The organism is Aliirhizobium smilacinae (genome assembly GCF_006335145.1).
Classification (GTDB): Bacteria; Pseudomonadota; Alphaproteobacteria; order Rhizobiales; family Rhizobiaceae; genus Neorhizobium; species Neorhizobium smilacinae.
This window is the reverse complement of sequence record NZ_VDMN01000004.1, coordinates 111,098-131,441: the sequence shown is the minus strand read 5'-3', so window position 1 is coordinate 131,441 and position 20,344 is coordinate 111,098. Positions and strand designations below refer to the sequence as shown.

16 protein-coding genes are annotated in these 20,344 nt (G+C 60.8%); 5 read left to right on the top strand and 11 right to left on the bottom strand.

The window, feature by feature from the left end:
• Positions 1–36: 36 nt before the first annotated feature.
• Positions 37–501: a hypothetical protein gene (locus FHP24_RS18515; protein WP_139677721.1), complete on the bottom strand. Its 465-nt coding sequence runs from the start codon at positions 499–501 to the stop codon at positions 37–39.
• A gap of 78 nt (positions 502–579) precedes the next feature.
• Positions 580–1,788: an AI-2E family transporter gene (locus tag FHP24_RS18510; protein ID WP_139677720.1), complete on the bottom strand. Its 1,209-nt coding sequence runs from the start codon at positions 1,786–1,788 to the stop codon at positions 580–582.
• Positions 1,789–2,040: 252 nt separating this feature from the next.
• On the opposite strand from FHP24_RS18510, the gene FHP24_RS18505 reads away from it, so the two are divergent.
• A complete protein-coding gene (locus tag FHP24_RS18505) occupies positions 2,041–4,587 on the top strand; it encodes an HWE histidine kinase domain-containing protein (RefSeq protein ID WP_139677719.1) in 2,547 nt (848 codons plus the stop codon).
• A 47-nt stretch (positions 4,588–4,634) separates the two neighbouring features.
• Here the strand turns inward: FHP24_RS18505 and pdxY are convergent, their stop codons facing one another.
• Both pdxY and parE read right to left on the bottom strand, forming a co-directional pair.
• On the bottom strand, positions 4,635–5,516 hold the full coding sequence (gene pdxY, locus FHP24_RS18500; protein WP_246091833.1) for a pyridoxal kinase PdxY: 882 nt from the start codon (positions 5,514–5,516) through the stop codon (positions 4,635–4,637).
• A 60-nt stretch (positions 5,517–5,576) separates the two neighbouring features.
• Positions 5,577–7,661 carry a DNA topoisomerase IV subunit B gene (gene parE / locus FHP24_RS18495; RefSeq protein ID WP_394344649.1) on the bottom strand — a complete coding sequence of 695 codons (2,085 nt, stop codon included), beginning with the start codon at positions 7,659–7,661 and terminating at the stop codon, positions 5,577–5,579.
• A 195-nt stretch (positions 7,662–7,856) separates the two neighbouring features.
• On the opposite strand from parE, the gene FHP24_RS18490 reads away from it, so the two are divergent.
• The 4 genes from FHP24_RS18490 (at position 7,857) to FHP24_RS18475 (ending at position 12,069) form a co-directional block, all read left to right on the top strand.
• Complete coding sequence (locus tag FHP24_RS18490) at positions 7,857–8,744, top strand: alpha/beta fold hydrolase (protein WP_180356051.1); 888 nt, start codon at positions 7,857–7,859, stop codon at positions 8,742–8,744.
• A 238-nt stretch (positions 8,745–8,982) separates the two neighbouring features.
• Complete coding sequence (gene tpiA / locus FHP24_RS18485; RefSeq protein ID WP_139677716.1) at positions 8,983–9,762, top strand: triose-phosphate isomerase; 780 nt, start codon at positions 8,983–8,985, stop codon at positions 9,760–9,762.
• A gap of 83 nt (positions 9,763–9,845) precedes the next feature.
• Positions 9,846–10,304 (top strand): preprotein translocase subunit SecG, encoded by a 459-nt coding sequence (gene secG, locus FHP24_RS18480; protein ID WP_139677715.1) that lies wholly within the window; start codon positions 9,846–9,848, stop codon positions 10,302–10,304.
• 136 nt (positions 10,305–10,440) lie between these two features.
• Positions 10,441–12,069 (top strand): CTP synthase, encoded by a 1,629-nt coding sequence (locus FHP24_RS18475; RefSeq protein ID WP_180356050.1) that lies wholly within the window; start codon positions 10,441–10,443, stop codon positions 12,067–12,069.
• 232 nt (positions 12,070–12,301) lie between these two features.
• On the opposite strand, the gene FHP24_RS18470 is transcribed toward FHP24_RS18475, so the two are convergent.
• The 7 genes from FHP24_RS18470 to FHP24_RS18440 form a co-directional block, all read right to left on the bottom strand.
• Entirely contained in the window at positions 12,302–13,216 is a 915-nt protein-coding gene (locus tag FHP24_RS18470; RefSeq protein WP_139677713.1) for a 2-dehydropantoate 2-reductase, read from the bottom strand.
• A gap of 84 nt (positions 13,217–13,300) precedes the next feature.
• Positions 13,301–14,737 (bottom strand): cryptochrome/photolyase family protein, encoded by a 1,437-nt coding sequence (locus FHP24_RS18465; protein WP_139677712.1) that lies wholly within the window; start codon positions 14,735–14,737, stop codon positions 13,301–13,303.
• Positions 14,738–14,810: 73 nt separating this feature from the next.
• A complete protein-coding gene (locus tag FHP24_RS18460) occupies positions 14,811–16,031 on the bottom strand; it encodes a molybdopterin molybdotransferase MoeA (protein ID WP_139677711.1) in 1,221 nt (406 codons plus the stop codon).
• Positions 16,032–16,043: 12 nt separating this feature from the next.
• Complete coding sequence (gene moaC / locus FHP24_RS18455; protein WP_139677710.1) at positions 16,044–16,535, bottom strand: cyclic pyranopterin monophosphate synthase MoaC; 492 nt, start codon at positions 16,533–16,535, stop codon at positions 16,044–16,046.
• Positions 16,535–17,353 carry an indole-3-glycerol phosphate synthase TrpC gene (gene trpC / locus FHP24_RS18450; RefSeq protein ID WP_139677709.1) on the bottom strand — a complete coding sequence of 273 codons (819 nt, stop codon included), beginning with the start codon at positions 17,351–17,353 and terminating at the stop codon, positions 16,535–16,537. The genes moaC and trpC overlap by 1 nt, the downstream gene beginning before the upstream one ends.
• A gap of 4 nt (positions 17,354–17,357) precedes the next feature.
• Complete coding sequence (gene trpD / locus FHP24_RS18445) at positions 17,358–18,374, bottom strand: anthranilate phosphoribosyltransferase (RefSeq protein ID WP_139677708.1); 1,017 nt, start codon at positions 18,372–18,374, stop codon at positions 17,358–17,360.
• 18 nt (positions 18,375–18,392) lie between these two features.
• The gene (locus tag FHP24_RS18440; RefSeq protein WP_139677707.1) at positions 18,393–20,282 is read right to left on the bottom strand and encodes a peptidylprolyl isomerase; all 1,890 of its coding nucleotides are present in this window, start codon (positions 20,280–20,282) and stop codon (positions 18,393–18,395) included.
• Positions 20,283–20,344: the final 62 nt, after the last annotated feature.

The following is a 20,344-nucleotide window of genomic DNA, read 5'->3' as shown; positions in this document are numbered from 1 at the left end:
AAACGTTGCGCGGCGCTATCTCAAAACCGCGATGCGTCAGCGATCGAACTTGCGGGCAACCCAGGAATAACCGCCTTCCACAAGCCGTACCGGCTTCGTCATCAGCGTCTTGACGCCTTCGGTCGTCGGCAGCACGTTGCGGACGCGCTGGATGGCACGCCCTGCCAGCGTCTCGGCCTCTTCCGGTGTCACTTCCGCAGCTTGGGTTGTTTCCGTGTTCCCGCTTGCCGGTGCAGCGTTCTCGGCGGTGTGTGCCGGGGTCGATGAAGGGCGCGTTGCGGGAACTGGGGCAGCACTCGGGACGCCTGCCGTTTCCGGATCCTGGCAGACGGAGATCAGAACCGGGTAGGGCTGGTTCGCATATTTCGGCAGATGGTCTTCCGACACCGAATCGCACATGGCAACCGTCGGCCAACGTTCTTGGGCGGTTGCGATGTAATGGCAGTCCGTCCCGCTGTCGTTACAGCCGAGAATGGTCATGACGACGAGGGCAGCGTTCATTGCGATCTCCAATCCGTTCGCAGCAGCTTATGGCGAAGATCATGGCTCGATGAAGGCTGGCTCAGGGCCTGTATGGGCTCAGGGAGCGGAAGCCTTGCGCACGATCGGCAAATCGTCTTCCGAAAGCACAGCTTCGGGATCTGCCGGCTGCTCGGCTTCTGTCACATCCGCGATCCGCACTTCGCGGATCCATTCGCGCCAGATCGATACGACGAGCGCCATGAGCACGGGTCCGATGAACAGGCCGAGAAAGCCCATCGTCTTGACGCCGCCGACAAGGCCGAAAAAGGTCGGCAGGAAGGGCAGCTTGATCGGGCCGCCGACGAGCCGCGGCCTCAGGGTCTTGTCGACGATGAAGAGTTCGACGCTGCCCCAGATGAACAGGCCGGCACCGGCAACATAGGAGCCGTTGGCGACGAGATAGCCCGACACGAGCGTGAAGGAGAGCGGCGCGCCGCCCGGAATGAGCGCCATAATGCCGGTCAGCACCCCGAAGGTGACGGGCGAGGGCACGCCGGCGATCCAGTAGGCAATGCCGAGAACGATGCCTTCGCCGATGGCAATCAGCGTCATGCCGGTGACGGTGGAGCTGATCGTGGCGGGTACGACGCGGGAAATCCGCTCCCAGCGTGTCGGAAAAAACCGTTCCCCGAGAAGGTCGATCTGAGCGCTGAAGGATGCGCCGTCGCGATAGACGAAAAACAGGGCAATCAGCATGAACAGCAGCGTCAGCATGATGTGGAAGGCGCTGTTGCCGGCCACCAGCACACCATGATAGATCGCGCCGATATTGGCGCCGCTGATCAGTTGTGCCAGCTCTCCGACAGCACCGGGGGCGCCGATATGTCGGGTCCACTGGACGCTGAGCCATTCGCCTGCGAAGGGAAGGCCGGTGATCCAGACGGGTGGCGGTGCGCCGTTGCGATTGACTTCGACCGCCCAACGGAACCATTCGGCGATTTCACGCGCCGCATAGGATGCGCCGATACCGACGGGCACGACAATGAAGATGACGATGAAGATGATCGCCAGCGTCGCGCCGATCGTGGTGTTGCCACCGACATGGCCGAGCAGGCGACGATAGAGCGGCCAGCTGGCAAAACCGATCACCAATGCTGCCAGAACCGGCACCATGAAGCCGTGAAAGAAATAGATGGCGGCGGCTGCGACAATGATGAGTAACCAGCGCGCGGCCGAAATCGGTGAGATCAGGGCAATCCTGTTCGGGCTGACGGGGCCAAGCCAACGCGGCTCGGTGCCTTTTCGATTGCTGCTGCGGTTCACCATAAGGTCCTGTCTAAAGCTGGCTCCTATATGGCCAGCGGAGATCGTGAAAACAAGCTTCGCACCGATTCATTAAAACGCTATTTCATTACTTGCGGTAGCGCGTAGATGCGATAGAAATATGAAATTGCCAATTGGCAATGCCGCTCCATTTAACACGGGCATGTTTTAAACAGCTTGCGGGTCTTTATAGGCGCGCGGGGAAACAGAAGCCATGTGTGCCATTGGCAGGCCAGGAGCTTCAAGGGAAAATTGATGCGTCAGACTGAAGCGGTCAACCTTACCAATTGCGACCGCGAGCCTATCCATATCCCCGGATTTATCCAGCCGCATGGTTGCCTGATGGTCTGCGACAGTGTCGGCTCCGTCATCCTGCAGCATTCGGCCAATCTGGGCGAGATGCTGGGGCTCAAATCTCCGGTGATCGGCGAAAGAATGGAGGCGGTCCTGGGCGGTGATGTCGCCCATACGCTGAGAAATGCGCTTGCGACCTCCGACGATCCCGCCCGGCCGGCACTGCGCCACGCATTACGCCTCGCTTCGGGGCGGGGGATGGATATTGCGCTTCACCGCAATGGCGACAAGGTGATCCTCGAATTCGAACCGGCGTCGACGGATACCGATCAGCCTCTCGAAGTCGCCCGTATGCTGATCAGCCGCATCCGCAACGTCTCCAGCCTCGACCGGCTGGTGCAGAGTGCGACACGGCTGATGTATGCGATGCTGGGTTATGATCGCGTCATGGTCTATCGGTTCGAACAGGACGGCTCCGGCAAGGTCATCAGCGAATACAAAAGGCGCGATCTCGAAAGTTTCCGCGGGCAATACTTTCCGGCAGGCGATATTCCTGTCCAGGCGCGGGCACTCTACATCAAGAACACCATTCGTGTGATCTGCGACGCCGATTACCAGCGTGTGCCGATCGTGCCAGAACTCGATGAAAACGATCAACCGCTCGATCTGTCCTTCGCGCATCTTCGGAGCGTTTCGCCGATCCATTGCGAATATCTGAGCAACATGGGCGTCGGAGCATCCATGTCGATCTCGATCGTGGTGGATGGCGAACTCTGGGGGCTGATTGCGTGCCACCATTATTCGCCCAAAATTCTGTCCATGCCCCAGCGTGTGGCCGCGGAGACGTTCGGCGAATTTTTCTCGCTGCATCTTTCCGCCCTGCGGCAGAAAGAGCTGCATGAAACGGCGGGACAGGCCCGGCGTTCGCTAGACCGGTTCCTGCAGGAAGCCTCGCATCACCGGGATATCAGCGTTCTGCTGCGCAACTCGCTCGAGGTCTTTTCGGCGATGATGCCCTGCGATGGCGTCGGCCTGTGGCTCGATGGCGTCTGGAGCAGCCAGGGGACCGCGCCTCCGTCAGAGATGATCGGTGAGCTGGCTAACGGGATCGGTGGCATGACCGGGAGCAAGGTCTGGTCGACTTTCCAGTTGTCGCAATCCTTGCCTCAGTCAGAGATTTCGCCGGATGACGTTTGCGGCGTGCTGGCCATTCCGCTATCGCAGCGGCCGCGGGACTATCTGTTCTTCTTCCGCAAGGAAGTGGTGCAGACACTGGACTGGGCCGGAAATCCTGACAAATCCTATACGACCGGGCCGATGGGCGACCGGCTGACGCCGCGCAAGAGCTTTGCCATCTGGAAGGAGACCGTGAGGCTTCAGGCCCAGCCCTGGACCGACGCCGATCGGGAAATAGCCGAAGCCATCCGCGCCGTTCTCGTCGAGATCGTTCTGCATCATAACGAAATACTGGCCGACGAGCGCGGCAAGGCGGACGTGCGGCAGCGGATGCTCAACGAGGAGCTCAATCACCGGGTCAAGAACATCCTGTCGATCATCAAGGCACTGGTCGGTCATCCTGTCGAAGGCGGGCGCAGTCTTCCCGATTATGTCGATTCTCTGAAAGGGCGCATCCAGGCGCTTGCCTTCGCCCACGACCAGGTGGTGCGCGGCGGAGACGGCGGTTCGCTTGTGGACCTGCTGGACGCGGAACTGCGGCCCTACATGGAGGGCACCCGATCGGTGGTGCTTGAAGGTCCGCGCATCTGGCTCGACAGCCGGGCATTTTCGGTCATGGCCCTGGTTCTGCACGAAATGTCGACCAATGCGGCAAAATACGGATCGCTGTCGGTTCCCGGCGGCAGGCTCGACGTTCGATGGACAAAACTCGAATCGGGCGCCTGCGAGCTGAGATGGATCGAGAGTGGCGGTCCGAAGGTAACGCCACCGAGCCGCAGCGGATTCGGCAGCGTGCTGATCGGGCGTAGCATTCCGTACGAACTCGACGGAGAAGCTGAGGTCAACTATCCCGAAAGCGGGGTCGAGGCCCGTTTCCTCGTGCCGTCGAAGAACCTGCATGGCGATGACGACGTCACCACCATTGTTATCGGCGATGTAGAAGCGACCGGCGCCGAAAGGCTGGCGGCACCGCAGCTGTCCGAAATGGAGTTTCTATTGGTCGAGGACCAGATGCTGATCGCCGCGGATGTCGAAGTCATGCTGGCCGAACACGGGATAGACAAGGTGACGACTGCGCCATCCGTGTCCGAGGCGCTGCGCAGGCTGAAAGGGTTTACCCCCGATGTCGCTATTCTCGACGTCAATCTCGGATCCGGCACGTCGCTGCCGATTGCCGAGGAGCTGGTGCGACGCGGCGTGCCCTTCGTTTTTGCCACCGGATACAGTGACCGTTCGATCATCCCGGTCAATCTGGCAGCACCGATCGTCCGCAAGCCCTATGAAGCAGAAGCTTTGATCTCTGCGATCACGAAACTGCTCGAGACGCGATAAAGCAATTCCCGGACGCAAAACCGGTTCCCACTTTTGCTGGAATTGCTTTAAAGCGTCGTTACAGCCAACGGGGCGGGACGGGCGAAATCGTCCTGTGCGGCGATCATGTTGAGTTCGCGACGGCCTGCCGCCAGCGTCTTTTCGAACAGCGCGAAGATACTGGAGGCGGTTTTCGACAGCGCCTGGTCGAGCGGTGCGCCCGAGAGGATGTGGCCGAGGAACAGGGCCGAGGTGCAGTCGCCCGCGCCATTCGGCGCCGGATCGAATTGTAAGCGCGGCGTCGTTGCCAGAAACTGCTCGCCCGATTTCGACGAGGCCAGCATCTGGATTTCGTCGTCGCGGGTGCCGTCATGGATCAGCGAGGTGAGAAGCACGGTTTCCGGGCCGATCTCATGGATCATCCGACAGGCAGCGCGTGCGTCTTCCAGCGTCAGGATCTGGCGGCCTGCGAGGTATTCCAGCTCGAACTGGTTCGGGGTGATGATCGAAGCGCGGGCGAGCGCCTTTTCGCGGAAATAATCCGGAATACCGGGCCGGACGAAAAAGCCGCGGCCGACATCGCCCATGACCGGGTCGCAGAGCCAGCGCGTGCCTTGCGGAAGGCGATCGAGAACCGACAGGATGATGTCGCCGATCGCGGGATCACCGAGATAACCGGTCAGCAGTGCGTCCATCTTTCCCAATGCGCCAAGGCTCTCGAGCCCGTCGAGGATGCTCTCGATATGGGCGGCGGAAAATACCTCGCCGGTCCATTTCAAATAACCGGTGTGGTTGGAGAACTGCACCGTGTTGATGACAGTGACTTCGTGGCCGAGCCGCTGCAGCGGCAGGGTGGCGGCACGGTTTCCGACATAACCATAGGCGACGTGGGACTGGATGGAGAGGATCTGCTTCATGGCGTGGTGTGCTTCATTTGCCTGGAAAAACATTTCCTCTCGCGTGAAGCACGCCACGTCGTCACATTCAATCCTTGTTCGGCCAGATCACCCTCAGATATCGAGGTTTTCTGCAAAAGCGGCGCGTTCCTGAATGAAGCGGAAGCGCGCATCGGCTTTGGTGCCCATCAGGTTGTCGACAGCCTCGCGAGTGCCCTCGAAATCCACCTCGTCGATATCGACGCGCAGGAGCGTGCGCTTGGCCGGATCCATGGTGGTTTCCTTGAGCTGCGCGGCCATCATCTCGCCCAGACCTTTGAAGCGCCCGATCTCGACCTTCTTGCCCTTGAAGACGGTTTCCATCAGCTCGGCGCGGTGGGCGTCGTCACGGGCATAGACCGTCTTACCGCCCTGGCGGATGACGTAGAGTGGCGGCACCGCCAGAAAGAGATGGTTGCCGCGGATCAGTTCCGGCATTTCCTGGTAGAAGAAGGTGATCAGCAGCGAGGCGATATGGGCGCCATCGACGTCGGCATCGGTCATGATGATGATGCGTTCGTAACGAAGATCTTCCTCGCGGTATTTTGTCCGGGTGCCGCAGCCGAGCGCCTGGACCAGATCGGCGATCTGCTGGTTTGCAGACAGTTTTTCGCGGCTGGCCGAACCGACGTTGAGGATTTTTCCGCGCAGCGGCAGAATGGCCTGGTTGGTACGGTTGCGGCCCTGCTTTGCCGAGCCGCCAGCCGAGTCGCCCTCGACGATGAACAGCTCGGCACCTTCTGCGGTATTCTGCGAGCAGTCGGCCAGCTTGCCGGGCAGGCGCAGCTTGCGCACCGCAGTCTTGCGGTTGACTTCCTTTTCCTTGCGGCGGCGCAACCGTTCTTCGGCGCGCTCGATCACCCATTCGAGCAGCTTTCCCGCTTCGTTGGGATTGCCGGCTAGATATTGGTCGAACGGATCGCGCAGCACGTTTTCAACAAGGCGCTGGGCCTCGACGGTGGCGAGCTTGTCCTTGGTCTGGCCGACGAATTCGGGCTCGCGGATGAACACCGACAACATGCCGACGGCCGAGATCATCACGTCATCCGTGGTGATCTCCCTGGCGCGCTTGTTCTGCGTCAGTTCAGCGTAATTCTTCAGGCCCTTGGTCAACGCGATGCGCAGGCCGGCCTCGTGGGTGCCGCCTTCTTGGGTCGGAATGGTATTGCAATAGGAATGGACCTGCGGGTCGCCGCCATACCAGGTGATCGCCCATTCCATCGCGCCATGGCCGCCGGTCTTTTCGGTGCGGCCGGAGAAGATATCGCGGGTGACGGTAAAATCCTTGCCGAGCGTCGCGGCGAGATAGTCCTTCAGGCCGCCCGGAAAATGGAAGACGGCCTTTTCCGGGATCTCGCCACCTTCCGGCACGACGCCCGGATCGCAGCTCCAGCGGATCTCAACGCCGCCGAAAAGATAGGCCTTGGAACGCGCCATGCGGAAAATGCGGCCGCCGTCGAATTTGGCGCGATCGCCAAAGATCTGCGGATCGGGATGGAAGCGCACGCGGGTGCCGCGACGGTTGTGGACGTCGCCGAGTTCCTGCAGGCCGCCCTGCGGCACGCCGCGGGAAAAGGTCTGGCGATAGAGTTTGCGATTGCGGGCGACTTCGACTTCGAGAACGTCGGACAGCGCGTTGACGACCGAGACGCCGACGCCGTGAAGGCCGCCAGACGTTTCGTAGGCGTCGCCGTCGAACTTGCCGCCGGCATGCAGCTTGGTCATGATCACTTCGAGCGTCGACTTGCCGGGAACCTGCGGATGGTTTTCGACCGGAATGCCACGGCCATTATCCGAAACGGTCAAAAACCCTTCGGCGTCGAGATGCACTTCGATGAAATTGGCGTGGCCGGCGACCGCCTCGTCCATCGAGTTGTCGATGACTTCGGCGAAGAGATGGTGCAGCGCCTTTTCGTCGGTGCCGCCGATATACATGCCGGGGCGCATGCGCACCGGTTCCAGTCCTTCGAGGACACGGATCGACGAGGCGCCGTAGTTGTCGTCGCCGCTCTTGATCGGAGCAGGGCGCCGCTCGGCCGGTTCGGCAGCTACTGCAGCCACAGGCGCCGCAGCAACCGGTTTTGCGCCGGCCGCCTTTGCATCGAGCGGCTGGGCATTGGCCGAGGAATCACCGAAAAGATCGTTGTTATTATCGTCCATCTGGTCTTTCACTGCTACCTGTCGAGGTGCCGAGGAGGAAGCCATACCCATCTCATGTCGTTTCGAATCACTTGCGATTTTGCCAAAAGTCCGGCTTTTTCGCGATGCCGTATTTGCGGCCTTTATTGCCAGCAATGCTAGCTGGGCCTCGTGATGGCAAGCTTTGAAGACGCAAGGACTTAAATGAAATTCCGCATGTCCACAATTCATTTCGTTTTCGGCACGCTTCTTGCGCTCTGCATATCATCGACCGGTGACTTTGCAATCGCGCAGGAAGGACCGATACCGCCGTTCAAGGACAATCTCTTTTCCAGTCACGCCACTCTCAAAAGCGACGATGGCGGGGCCTATGAGGTGATCGACTATAACGAGCTGCGCGACATCAACGACCGGGACCAGGAGCCGGAACGCCGGGTCAGGGGTGCCTATGTCGATACATCGGTTCGTCGTCTGCAGGAAAATGAGACGCTGACGCTTGGCAACCGGACCGTAGACGTGACACGGGTGGGGCCGACTTCGGGAGAACGCTTCGCCGTCATCTTTATCCATGGGCGCGGTGGCGATCGCCGTCTCGGCGTCAACGACTATAGTTTCGGCGGCAATTTCAACCGGCTGAAAAACCTCGTCGGCCGCAATGGCGGTACCTATTATTCGGTGAGCGTCCGGTCCTTCGACGACAAGGGGGCTGCGGATGTCGGTGCTCTTTTGCGCTATGCTTTCGAACAATCTGCCGGCCAGCCGGTCATTCTCGCCTGCGCCTCGATGGGCGGGATCATCTGCCAGAACATCGTGCGCGACAAGGAAGCGGTTCATTATCTCGGCGGCATGGTCCTGCTCGGTGGCCCGCCGGATCCGGGGCTTGCGACCACGGCGTTCGTAAAACTCAAGCTGCCGCTCTATTTCGCCCATGGCAGTGCCGACAGCGTCTACAAGGCGGAAGATCAGGAGAAGATTTTTCGCGGATTGCGCGCTTCCGGTTATCCGGCCCGTTTTACCGTTTTTCAAACGGGAGGACATGGAACGCCGATCCGGATGGTCGATTGGCGCAAGGTGTTAAATTTCGTGCTGGTTGCCCACAGATGACTGGAATCGGCGGTTAAATCGATCTTTGGCGCCACCCAACCGATTGAATCTCGGGATTGTTTTGCGGTTTTGTTCGTTCTGGTGGTCGGGCGAACGCCGGCTTTGAAGCAAGCGCTTGAATCGAGATTGTTTTTCAGCGTACGAAAGATGCCGACCTATCCGGGCGACCGGATTTTGCAGGCGATGATTGCGATCTCGTTTCGAGGTCGTCGAGAAATATAGAGGAGGAAACCACCCGATGACCCCAGACGTTCGCCCGCTCGTGGCTGGAAACTGGAAGATGAACGGCACCCGTGACGCGCTCGGCGAGATAAAGGCGATGGCCGAAGGAGTGGTCGGCCCCCTGTCCGATCATGTCGAAGCGTTGATCTGCCCGCCCTCGACGCTTCTCTATGTCGCGACGGCGCTGTGCACCGACAGCCCGCTGATGATCGGCGCACAGGATTGCCATCAGAAGGTCTCGGGCGCCCATACCGGCGACATTTCGGCCGAGATGATTGCCGACTGCTTCGGAACCCACGTCATTCTCGGCCATTCGGAGCGCCGCACCGATCATGCCGAGACCGATCATGTCGTTCGTGACAAGGCAGCTGCAGCCTATCAGGCGGATCTGACAGCGATCATCTGCATCGGCGAAACCGCGGGCGAGCGCGACAGCTATCAGACGCTGGACGTGCTGAAGCGGCAATTGGATGGATCCATTCCCGATGGCGCCCACGCTGAAAACACCGTCATCGCCTATGAGCCGGTCTGGGCGATCGGTTCGGGGTTGACCCCGACGAACGAAGACATCGCCGTCGCGCATGCTTTCATGCGTTCCGAACTGGTGCGGCGTTTTGGCGATGAAGGCAAAACGATGCGTATTCTCTATGGCGGTTCGGTCAAGCCGGGCAATGCCGAGGTGCTGATGGGCATCGCCAATGTCGATGGTGCGTTGATCGGCGGAGCGAGCTTGAAAGCGGCCGACTTCCTCGCCATCTATTCCGTCTATGAGGGGCTGATCGCGGAAACCTTGTAATCAAGGCTTGGAAACCGCGGTAGCCTCATGTAAAGAGCCGCAAAACTCTTATTCGATGCCCGCGTAGGGCAGGGACCCGATACATGCAGACCGTTCTGATCGTCATTCATCTCATGATCGTGCTTGCGCTCGTCGGCGTAGTGCTCATCCAGCGCTCCGAAGGCGGCGGGCTGGGCATCGGCGGCGGCTCCGGCTTCATGTCGGCGCGCGGCACCGCCAATGCGCTGACCCGCACGACGGCGATTCTGGCGGCGCTGTTCTTCGTCACCTCGCTGGCGCTCGGCATTCTTGCCCGTTACGATTCGCAGCCGACCGATATTCTGAACCGTATTCCGCAGAGCCAGCAGGGCACGGGCAACGGCATTCTCGATCAGCTCGGTCCAGCACCGGCCGCACCGCCGGCTCAGGCACCTGCAGGCAACGGCGTTCCATCCGAAACCGGCGCTGCCACGCCGTCTGCCCCGGCAGCCGGTCAGGCACCTGCTACGGCTGTTCCGGCGGCACCTGCTGCGCCGTCGAACACCGTTCCGACCGGCCAGTAAGGCTTCGGTCAAGTCTTCAAGCTCCGGCAGGCCAAAAGCCTGCCGGTTTTATTTTGTGAACATTCCACAGCCGTTTTAGCGTTTGGCAAAATTAGGGCTGGCGGAATCGTGTGTGAAAAGGTAACCGGTGACTCCCATGGCGCGATATGTATTCATCACAGGCGGCGTGGTTTCTTCCCTCGGAAAAGGAATTGCGGCCGCGGCCCTCGGAGCATTGCTTCAGGCGAGGGGTTACCGGGTTCGGCTGAGGAAGCTCGATCCTTATCTCAACGTTGATCCGGGCACGATGAGCCCGACACAGCACGGCGAGGTCTTCGTCACCGACGACGGTGCCGAGACGGATCTCGATCTCGGTCACTACGAACGCTTTACCGGGCGTTCGGCGACCAAGACCGACAACATCACCACCGGCCGGATCTACAAGAACATCATCGACAAGGAACGCCGCGGCGATTATCTCGGCGCAACCGTGCAGGTCATTCCGCATGTGACGAACGAGATCAAGGATTTCGTCACCGAGGGCAATGACGACTATGATTTCGTACTCTGCGAAGTCGGCGGCACGGTCGGCGATATCGAGGCGATGCCATTCATGGAGGCGATCCGCCAGGTCAATAACGACCTGCCGCGTGGCACCGTGATCTATGTTCACTTGACGCTGATGCCGTATATTTCGGCTGCAGGCGAGCTGAAGACCAAGCCGACCCAGCATTCGGTCAAGGAGTTGCAGGCACTCGGCATCCATCCCGACATCCTGCTCGTTCGCGCTGATCGCGAGATCCCGGAAGCCGAACGCCGCAAGCTGTCGCTGTTCTGCAACGTCCGTCCCTCTGCCGTCATCCAGGCGCTCGACGTTGCCAACATCTATGACGTTCCGGTCGCCTATCACAAGGAAGGTCTCGACAACGAGGTTCTGGCCGCCTTCGGCATCGAGCCTGCTCCCAAGCCGCGTCTCGACCAGTGGGAAGAGGTCAGCAGCCGTATCAAGCAGCCGGAAGGCGAAGTCACGATCGCGATCGTCGGCAAATATACCGGCCTCAAGGATGCCTACAAGTCGCTGATCGAGGCGCTGCATCACGGCGGCATCGCCAATCAGGTCAAGGTCAAGCTTGAGTGGATCGAGTCGGAAGTCTTCGAAAAAGAAGACCCGGCGCCTTACCTCGAAAAGGTCAACGGAATCCTGGTGCCGGGCGGTTTTGGCGAGCGCGGTTCGGAAGGCAAGATCAAGGCCGCGCAGTTTGCCCGTGAGCGCAAGGTGCCGTATTTCGGCATCTGCTTCGGCATGCAGATGGCGGTCGTGGAAGCGGCGCGCAATCTGGCCGGTATCGAACACGCTTCCTCGACCGAATTCGGTCCGACGAAAGAGCCGGTCGTCGGCTTGATGACCGAATGGGTGAAGGGCAATGCGCTGGAGAAGCGTGCGGCTGCCGGCGATCTCGGCGGCACGATGCGTCTCGGCGCCTACGCCGCGAGCCTGAAGAAGGATACAAAGATCGCCGAGATCTACGGTTCGACCGATATTTCCGAGCGTCACCGTCACCGCTACGAGGTGAATGTCGATTACAAGGAACGGCTGGAAAGCTGCGGCCTGGTATTCTCCGGCATGTCGCCGGACGGCGTTCTGCCGGAGACCGTCGAATATCCGGATCACCCGTGGTTCATCGGCGTCCAGTACCATCCGGAACTGAAGAGCCGTCCTCTCGATCCGCATCCGCTGTTTGCAAGCTTCATCGAAGCGGCTCTGGAACAGAACCGGCTCGTGTAATCAGATGAGACAGACTCGGTTGCGATCGGGTTTGGATCGCTTGTACGACTGAATCTTTGCGTCATTCCTGTGCTTGTCACAGGAATCCAGTCAGCCCAAGTCGTTGGGCTGAAAAGACTCTCCTCGTCGCGCAGACGCGCGACGGCTGGATTCCTGTCACAAGGACAGGAATGAGGGTTGAGTTTGGTCCGCCGCTAAATGCTATTCGGCCCAGCTTCGATCAAATCTCTTGTTAGAGGGTTTTGGTTTCCGCCGCATTCGCATCGCTGACCGCCGTCAACAGTGTCAGCATTGCCGCATTCAATGGTGTCGGAAGCCCGTGGCGCCTTGCTGCCGCAACGACGGCGCCGTTCAGCGCTTCGATTTCCAATGCGCGGCCCGCGAGGCAATCGAAATACATCGAGGTGCCTGCTTCCGGCGGATAGCCCAGAAACGTCTCCAGGATCGTCTCTGCCTCGTTGTCGCGCAGTTGCGCACCCTCTGCCCGGCCGACAGCAACGGCTTCGCGAAGGACGCCGAGCGACAGGCCCTGAATGTCCGGTCTCTGGAACACGCCGAGCCTCTGGCGCGTCAGGGCGGTGATCGGGTTGGCGATGACGTTGACCAGCAGTTTGCGCCATTGATAGGTGATGAATTCCGCGCTGCGGCCGACATCGATCGGCGTGCCTTCGAAAAGCGCTGCGAATGCGTCGCCCGGCAGTCCGGCCGGGACCAGCAGGTCGTGGCCGCGGATATGCCGGAGCCTGACATGGTCGGGCGCAAACCGCTCGCCGTTGTAATAGACAATCGCCGGAAGGATGGTGGCGCCTTTTGCGTGAGGCCCTACGCGCTCTTCGTGGGAGATGCCGTTCTGCAGTACGGCCACGGTCGTTTGCGGGGTGCACAGTCTCTCGAGCCAGGGAGCGGCGGAGGCGCTGTCCTGCGCCTTGGTGCAAAGGATAACCCAATCGACCGGTTCGGCGCGGCTCGGGTCCGTCAGCGTTTTCAGCGGTATCTGCTTGCTCTCTTCAAGGTGGTCGAAGGTGAGCTTATCGATCTGCCTGCGGGCGCAGACGGTCACGTCATTCTCCGGTGACAGGCTGAGGCAGGCGGCAGCGACCCCGCCAATCCCGCCCAATCCGACAACCGCAATTTTTCGCCGCGCCATCTCGCTCTCTCCTCTTCCGGAAGGGAGAGAGTAGTTGCCGATTGTCGTGATGGAAACGCCAATCCCGCGCGTTGCGGTACGGCGCTAGCCTTTCAGGCCCTTGTAGGCCTCCAGAGCACGGTCACGCGCGAGACCGTGATTGACGATGGGCTTCGGATAAGTCTTTCCAAGATCCACGCCTGCATCCGCCAGAACATGGTCGGGGGCATCGAAGGGCTTGTGGATGTATTTTTTCGGCAGGTCTTTCAGTTCCGGCACGAAGTGGCGGACATAATCGCCGTCGGGATCGAATTTTTCGCCCTGCAGGATCGGGTTGAAGATGCGGAAGAAGGGCGAGGCGTCGGCGCCCGATCCCGCCACCCATTGCCAGTTGGCGGTATTGCTGGCCGGATCGGCATCGAGCAGCGTATCGCGGAACCATTCCTCGCCGCGCCGCCAGTTGATCAGCAGGTCCTTGATCAGGAAGGATGCCGTGATCATCCGCACCCGGTTGTGCATGTAGCCGGTCTGCCAGAGTTCGCGCATACCGGCATCGACGATCGGATAACCGGTCAACCCCTTTGTCCAGGCGCTGAAATCGGCAGCGTCGAAATCCCATTCGAAAGCGTCGAATTTGTCGTCCCAGTTCTTCGTGCGAAGCTCAGGGAACTCGACAAGCAGATTGTAGCAGAAATCTCGCCAGGCCAGTTCCTTCCGATAATGCACCAGATCGTCCCGGTGTTTCTGCGCCAGCCCATTTGTAGCGTGCCAGATGCGGGCGGGAGAGATTTCGCCGAGCGCCAGATGCGGAGAAAGCCTGGATGTTGCTTCGATCGCGGGAAAATCGCGGCCGCGCTTGTAATCGTGCAGGTCGGCATCGATCAGGTCTTCCAGCCTCTCCTGCGCACCGGCTTCACCGGGCGTCCAGTGTTCGGAAAAGCCTTTTGCCCAATTCGGCCTGGTCGGCAGCAGGTTCCAGCCGTCTAGAGCTTCGGAGCGGGGATGGCTTGCGGGAGACGGAATGGTTTTTGGCGGATCGATGGGTTCATGCGGCTCGTGCAGCTTCTGCATGGCGTTCCAGAACGGCGTGTAGACCTTGAACGCGTTGCCAGAGCCGGTGCGGATCGTTTTCGGATCGTGCAGCAATTGCCCGTGGAAGGCACGGATGGCGATGCCCGCATCCTTGAGCGCAATAGCAATGTCTCGGTCGATCGCCGTCCGCTCGTAGGCACGATTGACGTAAACCGTTTCTGCGCCGGTCTTTCGGGCGAAATCGATGAGGATTTCGTCGGCCTTGCCGGTGGCGAGCGTCAGGTCGCTGCTCAGTGACTTCAGCTGTTCCTTTAGCCCTGCCAGCGAGTGATGCAGCCACCAGGCCTGTGCTGACCCGAGCGGGCCGGTATCGGGATGTTCGGGTTCGCGGATATAGACGGGGATGACCGGGCCGCCTGCATCGATCGCGGCATGAAGCGCCGCATTGTCATCGAGCCGAAGGTCCTTGCGGAACCAGAGGATGGCGGCTGTTTGGCTCTTGTCTGGCACGATCTACTCCGTTTGGGCATGCATGCCCAAGGCTACGGATTTTTCGTCCGCCTGGATCATTCAAAGGTGCAGATCACGCAAAAGGACGGATGAGCAATATGGGGCAGGACGCACCTGCGGCCAGTTCCGGAGCATGAGGCTCCCGGATGATGAGACCGTCGGCATGGGCAAAAATCTTCATCATCGACGAATCCTGTTTCGGATTGGCGTCGGCAACCAGATTGCCCTCTTCGTCGCGGGTAATTTTCGCGCGGAGATAGTCCTGCCGCTGGTCGTTTGCGGCAAGCGCTCGTGCCGTGATTCCCAAAACTTCTCGCTTTCGCTCCGGCAGATGGGCGAGGCGGCGCAGCAGCGGCTCAAGGAAAAGCATGCCGGTGACAAGGCTTGCGACGGGGTTTCCGGGCAGACCAAGCACATGCATGCCGTCCAGTGAGCCGACCATCAGCGGTTTCCCGGGCCGCATGGCGATGCGCCAGAAATCGAGCTCCATTCCAGCGGATTTCAGGGTCGCCTGCACAAGATCATGGTCGCCGACGGAGGCGCCGCCGAGGGTGACGAGTATATCGGCACCGGCATCACGGGCGCGGCTAATGGCGGCGGAAATAGCCTCCTGGCCATCGGGTGCGATGCCGAGATCGAGCACCTCGCCGCTATTGTCGCGCACCAGCGCGGCAATGCCGAACGTGTTGGAGGCGATGATCTGCGCGGGTGCAGGTGTGCCGCCGGGCTGGATAAGTTCGTCACCGGTTGCAAGGATCGCCACCTTCGGCCTGCGAAACACAGGGAGCGTCGGGTGGTTCATCGCCGCGGCGACTGTCAGATGCGAGAAGTCGATCACCGTTTCGGCCTTCAGCACGGTTTCGCCTTCGGCAAAATCCTGACCGCGGGGACGTATGTGTCTTCCTTCGATGACCTCGAATGTCGTGCGGATGCGGTTTTCGCCGATCTTCTCGGCATCTTCCTGAATGAGGATCGTGTCGGCGCCTTCCGGTACCGGCGCGCCGGTGAAGATGCGGACGGTTTCGCCGTGACCTAAAGCGCCTTCGAAGGCGTGACCGGCGGCGGCGGTGCCGATTACCGTCAGTTCGGAGCCGATCGACGGCGCGTCTGCGGCAGCCAGTGCATAACCATCCATGGCGGAGGAATTGAAGGGCGGCTGAGTCAGTCTTGCCCGGATGTCTGAGGCGAGAACTCGTGTCGTGGCATCACCGAGAGGAACCGATTCGATTTCGCGAAGCGGTTCGGCGCGGGCAAGCAGGCGGGCCCTGGCGTCTGAAACGGGCAAAAGCGCCATGGCGAAATCTCCTCAGGCTTCGGCGTGATAATGGCCGGATTTGCCACCGGTCTTTTCCAACAACCTTATGCCGCCGATTTCCATCGCTTTGTCGGCTGCCTTGGCCATGTCGTAGATCGTCAGGCACGTCACCGAGACGGCGGTAAGCGCTTCCATCTCCACGCCGGTCCTGCCGGTGAGTTTTGCTGTGGCGGTGACGCGCAGGCCGGGCAGGGCCTCGTCCTCGGTGATCTCGACGGATACCTTGGTCAGCATCAGCGGGTGGCAGAGGGGGATGAGATCGGATGTCTTCTTGGCGGCCATGATGCCGGCAAGCCGCGCGGTTCCGATCACGTCGCCCTTCCTGGCGTTGCCCTCACGGATCAGCGCCAGCGTCTGCGGCAACATGCGGACGAAACCTTCGGCAGTGGCCGAACGGCTTGTCTCGGCCTTATCGCCGACATCGACCATATGGGCCTCGCCCGACTGATCGATATGGGTAAGCTTGTTCGGTTGTTCGGCCATCACTCGGCCGCCAGCGTGCCTGCTTCGCCTGTCAGCAGCACCCGTGTCGCGGCCGCAACATCTTCCTTGCGCATCAGGCTTTCGCCGACGAGGAAGGTGCTGATGTCGACCTTCTGCAAACGCAGGCAATCCTCATGGGTGAAGACTCCACTCTCGCCGACGAGCAGGCGGTCTTCGCCGGTCACCATCGCGGACAGGCGTTCGCTGGTGGTGAGGCTGACCTCGAAGGTTCTCAGGTTGCGGTTGTTGACGCCAAGAAGCGGCGAGGGCAGTTTCAGCGCCCGTTCCATCTCCGCTTCGTCATGCACTTCGATAAGGCTGTCCATGCCGAGTTCGGTGGCGGTCTCGTAGAGCGCCAGCGCCTCGTCGTCGGACAGCGAGGCCATGATGATCAGGATGCAGTCGGCGCCCCAGGCGCGCGCTTCATAGACCTGATAGGGCTCGAACATAAAATCCTTGCGCAAAGCCGGCAACGCGCAGGCATTGCGGGCGGCGACGAGGAATTCCGGTGCGCCCTGGAAGCTCGGCGTATCCGTCAGAACCGAAAGGCAGGCGGCACCGCCGGATTCATAGGCAGCGGCCAATGCCGGCGGGTCGAAATCGGGGCGGATCAGGCCTTTGGACGGGCTTGCCTTCTTGATCTCGGCGATCAGTCCGAACTGACCGGCCCGCTTTTTCGCCTGCAGCGCCTTGAGGAAACCGCGGGGTGCCGACTGTTCGGCGGCGCGTGCCCGGATTTCGGCAAGCGGTACGGCCGATTTGGCGGCTTCGATCTCGACGCGCTTGTAGGCTTCGATTTTTTCGAGGATATCGGCCATGATCCTATTCCTTCTCGTTGGAGACCGCCACGAGCCGGTCGAGGGCTGCCGCGGCCTGTCCTCCGTCGAGGGAGGCGGTGGCCAGTAGCATAGCATCTTTCAGCGTTTCCGCCTTGCCAGCAACGACCAGAGCTGCCGCCGCATTGCAGAGCGAGATATCGCGATAGGCGTTCTTCGCGCCGCCGAGGACGGCACGCAGGGCCGCGGCGTTATGAACGCCATCGCCACCCTTGAGGTCGGCGAGCGTTGCCGGCGCAACGCCGAAATCGGCCGGCGTCAGTTCGAATTCGCGGATCTTGCCATTTTCGAGGGCGACGACCTGCGTCGCGCCGGTCGTGGTGATCTCGTCGAGACCTTCGCCGTGGACGACCCAGACGGTTTCCGATCCCATCTCGCGCAGGGTTTCCGCGATCGGCATCAGCCATTGCGGAGAATAGACGCCGAGCAACTGGCGTTTTGCACCAGCGGGATTGGAAAGCGGCCCAAGCAGGTTGAAGATCGTCCGCGTGCCGAGTTCCACGCGGCTCGGGCCGACATGACGCATGGCGGCATGGTGCATGGAGGCGAACATGAAGCCGATGCCTGCCTGGCGGATGCAGTGGGCGATCAGGTTCGGTCCGATCTCCAGATTGACGCCAAGCGCGGAGAGCGCGTCGGCGGTGCCGGATTTCGAGCTGAGCGCCCGGTTGCCGTGCTTGGCCACGGGCACACCAGCGCCTGCCGCGATGATCGAGGCCAGCGTGGAGATGTTGTAGGTTCCCGCACCGTCGCCACCGGTCCCGACGATATCGACGGCGTCCTCGGGTGCTTCGACACGCAGCATCTTGGCGCGCATGGTGGAGACGGCGCCGGTCATTTCCGCCACCGTTTCGCCCCGCACCCTTAGCGCCATCAGGAAGCCGCCGATTTGCGACGGCGTCGCCTCGCCGGACATCAGAATTCCGAAGGCGTCGTGCGCCTCTTCGCGGGAAAGCGATTCGCCGGTGGCGACCTTGGCGAGGAATGGCTTCAAGTCAGGCATTTGCGGCATCCGCCTCGATTACTGGACTGTGGATGCAGACTGATCGAGGACAGTCTGGTTGATGGAGACGCCATATCGGTCCTTCAGGCTGTTGACCATCTGATCGAGCATGTCGTCGCCGGCTGATTCCGCCAGACGCTGAAGCTGCGGGTCATTGGCCAGTTCGTCGGTCGGAGCCTGCTCGACGGCCGTCACCTTCAGCAGCATGCGGCTTTCGCGGTCCGCAGCAAGTGCCGTGCCCGTCGTATCGACCGGACCGGAGAAGGCCGTAGCGATCGCTTCCGCACCGAAGATCGCGTCTTCGGCATTGCGGCGCAGGCCGGTCTTGGTTTCCACGGCGATGCCGAGGTCTTCGGCGATGGCGGCAAGCGTTTCGCCCTTGTCGACCCGGCCCTTCAACTCGGTTGCCTTGGCGGTCAGTGCATCGCGCTGCTGTTCCGCGGTCCAGTCGACAACGACCTTTTCACGGACTTCGGCAAGCGTGCGGTCGCGTTCAGGTATCACGTTACGGACCTCGAACCAGATATAGCCGGTATTGCCGAGAGCGACCGGAATGGTGTCCTGTCCGGGTTCGGTGCGGAACACTTCGGCGACCAGATTGCTGGCGGCAGGCAGGTTTGCGATCGGCTGTTCCTGTTCGTCCTGACCGGACGCATCGGCCGTCACGGTGACGAGCTTGAGGTTGAGTTCCTTGGCTGCGTCATCGAGCGTTGCGCCACCGCCGCGCAGATCTTCGAAGCGGTCATGGGCGCTGGTGATTTCCTGCGAAGCCGCAGCGACTGCCACCTGCTGGCGCAGTTCTTCCTTCACTTCGTCGAAAGTGCGGGTGCTTTCCGGGCGGATATTGCTGATGCGCAGGATGACCGAACCGAACGTACCCTTGATGACGGGCGTCGTGCCACCGTTGGCGGAAACCTTGAAGGCAGGCTCGGCCCAGGCCGGATCCGGCAGGCTTTCCCTGGTGAAATCGCCAAGATGCACGTCCGTCGTCGTCTTGCCCTGATCCTTGATGATCTGGTCGAACGTGGTCGTGCCGTCGCGCAGCTGGATGGCTGCTGCATCCGCCATTTCCTTGTTCGGGAAGGTCAGCTGCTCGATCGTGCGGGTCTCGTGCGTTTTGTAGCCGTCCTTGCGCTTGTCGTATTCGGCGCGCAGCTGCTCGTCGGTAATCGACGAGGCGTCGGCCAGATCGCTCGGCTCCAGCTTCACATAGGCGAAGTTACGGTATTCCGGCGCCCGATATTTGGCTTTGTTGGCATCGAACCAAGTGGTCAGTACGTCGTCTGCAGGTGCTTTGACCGGATCGATATTGGCGTTGGACAGAAGCAGATAATCGATGGTGCGGGCTTCATCGCGATACTGCTTCAACGCATCGAGCATGACCTGCGGCGGCTTGAAACCGTCGGATACGGCTTCGACGACCTGGCTGCGGACGGCAACCTTGCTGCGCTCGGCGATATAGTCGTTTTCCCGCAGGCCGGCATTGCGCAGGCGCGAGGAGAAGAGGTCGCGATCGAACTGGCCGTTGGTGCCCTTGAAGGCCGGATCTTCGGCAATCAGGTTCGCCAGACGCTCTTCGGAGAGGCCGAGGTTCATGTCGTCGGACAGCTGGTCGAGAGCGGCACCTGCGGAAAGCTGGGTCAGAACCTCGCGGTCGATGCCGAAGGAACGGGCCTGCTGGGCTGTCAGCTGCGTGCCGAACTGGCGGCTGAGATTTGCGATCTGGCGCTGATAGGCGAGCCGGAACTGCTCGGGGGTGATTTCCTGATCGCCGACCGTCATCACGGTGTTCGCATTCGAAGCGATCAGCGATTGGCTGCCGCCCCATATGGCGAAAGAGGCAACCAGGAGCAGAAGCAGAGACTTCGCGACCCAGGAGCGAGCGGCGTTTCTGAGAGAATCAAGCATCGATCAACATACCTAAAGACAGTCTGCCGCCTTGTTCCGGCGGATGAAGCACTGTCTCTAGA

Coding starts and splice junctions, on each gene's coding strand:
- FHP24_RS18470 (WP_139677713.1), bottom strand. CDS start 13,216: ATGGCGCGGCGAAAAATTGCGGTTGTCGGATTGGGCGGGATTGGCGGG.
- tpiA (WP_139677716.1), top strand. CDS start 8,983: ATGACCCCAGACGTTCGCCCGCTCGTGGCTGGAAACTGGAAGATGAAC.
- FHP24_RS18510 (WP_139677720.1), bottom strand. CDS start 1,788: ATGGTGAACCGCAGCAGCAATCGAAAAGGCACCGAGCCGCGTTGGCTT.
- secG (WP_139677715.1), top strand. CDS start 9,846: ATGCAGACCGTTCTGATCGTCATTCATCTCATGATCGTGCTTGCGCTC.
- FHP24_RS18490 (WP_180356051.1), top strand. CDS start 7,857: ATGTCCACAATTCATTTCGTTTTCGGCACGCTTCTTGCGCTCTGCATA.
- FHP24_RS18440 (WP_139677707.1), bottom strand. CDS start 20,282: ATGCTTGATTCTCTCAGAAACGCCGCTCGCTCCTGGGTCGCGAAGTCT.
- trpD (WP_139677708.1), bottom strand. CDS start 18,374: ATGCCTGACTTGAAGCCATTCCTCGCCAAGGTCGCCACCGGCGAATCG.
- pdxY (WP_246091833.1), bottom strand. CDS start 5,516: ATGTTTTTCCAGGCAAATGAAGCACACCACGCCATGAAGCAGATCCTC.
- trpC (WP_139677709.1), bottom strand. CDS start 17,353: ATGGCCGATATCCTCGAAAAAATCGAAGCCTACAAGCGCGTCGAGATC.
- FHP24_RS18460 (WP_139677711.1), bottom strand. CDS start 16,031: ATGGCGCTTTTGCCCGTTTCAGACGCCAGGGCCCGCCTGCTTGCCCGC.
- FHP24_RS18515 (WP_139677721.1), bottom strand. CDS start 501: ATGAACGCTGCCCTCGTCGTCATGACCATTCTCGGCTGTAACGACAGC.
- moaC (WP_139677710.1), bottom strand. CDS start 16,535: ATGGCCGAACAACCGAACAAGCTTACCCATATCGATCAGTCGGGCGAG.
- FHP24_RS18475 (WP_180356050.1), top strand. CDS start 10,441: ATGGCGCGATATGTATTCATCACAGGCGGCGTGGTTTCTTCCCTCGGA.
- FHP24_RS18505 (WP_139677719.1), top strand. CDS start 2,041: ATGCGTCAGACTGAAGCGGTCAACCTTACCAATTGCGACCGCGAGCCT.
- parE (WP_394344649.1), bottom strand. CDS start 7,661: ATGGACGATAATAACAACGATCTTTTCGGTGATTCCTCGGCCAATGCC.